The organism is Pengzhenrongella sp. (assembly GCF_036565025.1).
In the GTDB taxonomy this organism is placed as follows: domain Bacteria; phylum Actinomycetota; class Actinomycetes; order Actinomycetales; family Cellulomonadaceae; genus Pengzhenrongella.
Genome location: NZ_DATCNW010000101.1, coordinates 1 through 2,183 on the forward strand (window position 1 = coordinate 1; position 2,183 = coordinate 2,183).

Below are 2,183 nucleotides of genomic sequence, written 5' to 3' on the forward strand. Positions count from 1 at the left end.
ATCACCTTCGAGCGGACCGGGACCCAGCCGGCGCGCGAGCTTGTCCGCGAGTGCGTCGGTCAGCACGTCCAGCGACCCGCGTTGCTCTAACTCGAAGCGCATCGGCGTGCCGAGGCCGTAACCCTCGACGACGGTCCGGGCCGATTCGGCCGTTCCGCGTAGCACGACCCGGTCGATGGCCTCGACGTGCAACCCGCCCGATCGGACGTCTGACCTGATCTTGTCCGGGTCGGTGTAGCCATGTGGAATGCGTACGAGGAACGTCGGTGGATCCTCGGGCAGCAGTTCGACCGCTGCGGCCACCAGCGCCGCCGCGAAGTCGGAGCCGTCCACCTCGTCCCAGACCGTGAACAGCATGGTGCCACCGGGTACGAGCACCCGGGCCGCTTCGGCGAATGCCCGTTGCTTGTCCGGGAAGAACATCACCCCGAACTGGCAGACGACCAGCTCGAACGAGGCCTCGGGGTAGTCCAGGCGTTGTGCGTCCGCCTGCCGCCAGTCGACGTTCGCGACGCGGTGCGCCGCCCACGACACCATCTCTGGGTTGAGGTCAGTCGCGGTGATGCGGGCGTTCGGGAGCAGCCGGGCGAGCTCCGCGGTCAGGATGCCGGTGCCTGCAGCGAGTTCGAGCACCCGCTGTGGCGCCCGTGCCGCAACCAGTCCCGCGACGTGGGTCGCGTAGGGCGTGAACAGGGCGGGCCCGAGGCACCGGTCGTACGTCTCGGGCATCGTCTCGATCCAGCTGGAATCGTTCGACATGCGCGGATTATGCCTGCAATCTCGCTTGGGGAACCGCTTGGGATGACGATCCGCGCTCGATCGGCAAGCGGCTCCACCCTGATCACGATTCTCGCAAGCGGATCGTCTACTGGCGACGCCAGGTCAGGAGGTAGCGCCAGAACAGACCGCGCTGCAGGGTCGCGCCAGGTAGTCGTGGCCTCACGGCTGACCGCAGTTCGGCCAGCGTGGTCGAGGGCGGGCACACCGGCATGCCTTCGTCGTCGGGTTTGCCAGCTCGGCCACGGAGCGCGAGCGTGGCACCGACGGCGGCGTTGGCCGGCAGCCCGGACGCAGGAGCCCGGCGAGGCGCTCAAGTGCGGACTGCAGCGGCATGTGGTGCAGGCTCGCCAGCGCCGTGATCGCGTCGTACCCGCTGGTCGACAGCGGAACCGCGAGGTCGAGTAGGTCGCCCTCCAGGACCCTCAGATTGGGTGCTTCAGAGCATCGCCGCCGCGCCCGTTCGATCATCATCGACGACCGGTCGAGCGCGTCCACACGCTCGGCCCGAGTTGTGAGGATGCACGCCAGCCTCCCTGAACCACAGCCGACGTCAAGCACACGCCCCACCCTCGACGGCAACTGACGAGCAGCAGCGGTGGTAGTGCGCGTTGTGATCCCACCACAGGCGCTCGGGCAGGTGCGGAAGCCACACCACCCTCACGGTAAGCCGTGACCACCGCTGTACCGCACACCGATCCGTGATCGAAGAGGCGGCGGATGGCCGGACAGCTCGTGGCAACGGATGTTTCCCCTCCCCGGCTCGTCCGCGGAGGGTCAGGCCCGTTCGTCCAGGCCGACCAGGTCGGCGCTGACCTGCCAGAGTCGGGCGGCGGCGGCTTCGTCGTAGCTACGCTTCGACGACCGCTTCGGCTTGCCGTTTACAAAGTACCGGCCCGAGACGTCGGCGAGGTCGGAGGCCGAAGCCAGGTAGATCGAGGTGACGGCGCCCTGTTCGGCAGTCTTCATGAACCGTTTCGCGAACGGAACGAGCAGCCGCTGGATGCCGCCCGGGTCCTCGGCTCCGAACCCCGTGCGCACGACTCCGGGATGCAGCACAGTTGCGGTGACGCCGATGCCGCGCAGCCTTCTGGCCAGCTCATAGGTGAACATGACGTTGGCGAGCTTGGACTGATTGTATGCCCGCGCGCCGGAGTAGGAGGCCTCGCCCTGCAGGTCGGCGAACTCAATCCGGCCCCTGGCATGTTCATGGGAGGACACCGTGACCACGCGGGCGGGGAAGCTTCCCGTCAAACGGTCAAGGAGCAGGTTGGTGAGCAGGAACGACGCGAGGTGGTTGAGCGCAAAAGTCCGCTCGAGCCCGTCGGCCGTGACATGGCGGGTGTTCCAGTACCCGCCGACGTTGTTCACCAGGATATCGATCCGAGGAAGATTCCGGAGTACCT

3 protein-coding genes are annotated in these 2,183 nt (G+C 67.4%); all 3 read right to left on the reverse strand.

Annotation, left to right across the window (positions count from 1 at the left end; genetic code table 11):
- Positions 1 to 759, reverse strand: a 759-nt coding sequence (locus VIM26_RS05595; RefSeq protein WP_331949360.1) for a class I SAM-dependent methyltransferase, incomplete at its 3' end; no start/stop codon positions are given.
- A 180-nt stretch (positions 760 to 939) separates the two neighbouring features.
- Positions 940 to 1,359 (reverse strand): class I SAM-dependent methyltransferase, encoded by a 420-nt coding sequence (locus VIM26_RS26990; protein ID WP_414696450.1) that lies wholly within the window; start codon positions 1,357 to 1,359, stop codon positions 940 to 942.
- 195 nt (positions 1,360 to 1,554) lie between these two features.
- Positions 1,555 to 2,183: SDR family NAD(P)-dependent oxidoreductase (locus VIM26_RS05600; RefSeq protein WP_331949361.1), on the reverse strand; the 629-nt coding region annotated here is incomplete at its 5' end.